General features: G+C 55.3%; 3 tRNA genes. All 3 read left to right on the forward strand.

Features of this window, described 5'->3' with window-relative positions:
* Nucleotide 1: 1 nt before the first annotated feature.
* Nucleotides 2–91, forward strand: a tRNA-Ser gene (locus HMPREF2574_RS09840).
* Nucleotides 92–103: 12 nt separating this feature from the next.
* Nucleotides 104–177 (forward strand) — tRNA-Met (locus HMPREF2574_RS09845).
* 6 nt (nt 178–183) lie between these two features.
* A tRNA-Phe gene (locus tag HMPREF2574_RS09850) sits at nt 184–256 on the forward strand.
* Nucleotide 257 lies beyond the last annotated feature (1 nt).

Genomic DNA, 257 nt, shown 5'->3' on the forward strand with positions numbered 1-257 from the left:
TGGAGGATTACCCAAGTCCGGCTGAAGGGAACGGTCTTGAAAACCGTCAGGCGTGTAAAAGCGTGCGTGGGTTCGAATCCCACATCCTCCTTAGTAGGAATAGCGCGGGATGGAGCAGCTAGGTAGCTCGTCGGGCTCATAACCCGAAGGTCGTAGGTTCAAATCCTGCTCCCGCAATAGGTAGGCTCGGTAGCTCAGTTGGTAGAGCAATGGATTGAAGCTCCATGTGTCGGCGGTTCGATTCCGTCTCGCGCCAT

Origin of the sequence: Streptococcus sp. HMSC034E12, assembly GCF_001835915.1 — a bacterium.
GTDB lineage: Bacteria > Bacillota > Bacilli > Lactobacillales > Streptococcaceae > Streptococcus > Streptococcus vaginalis.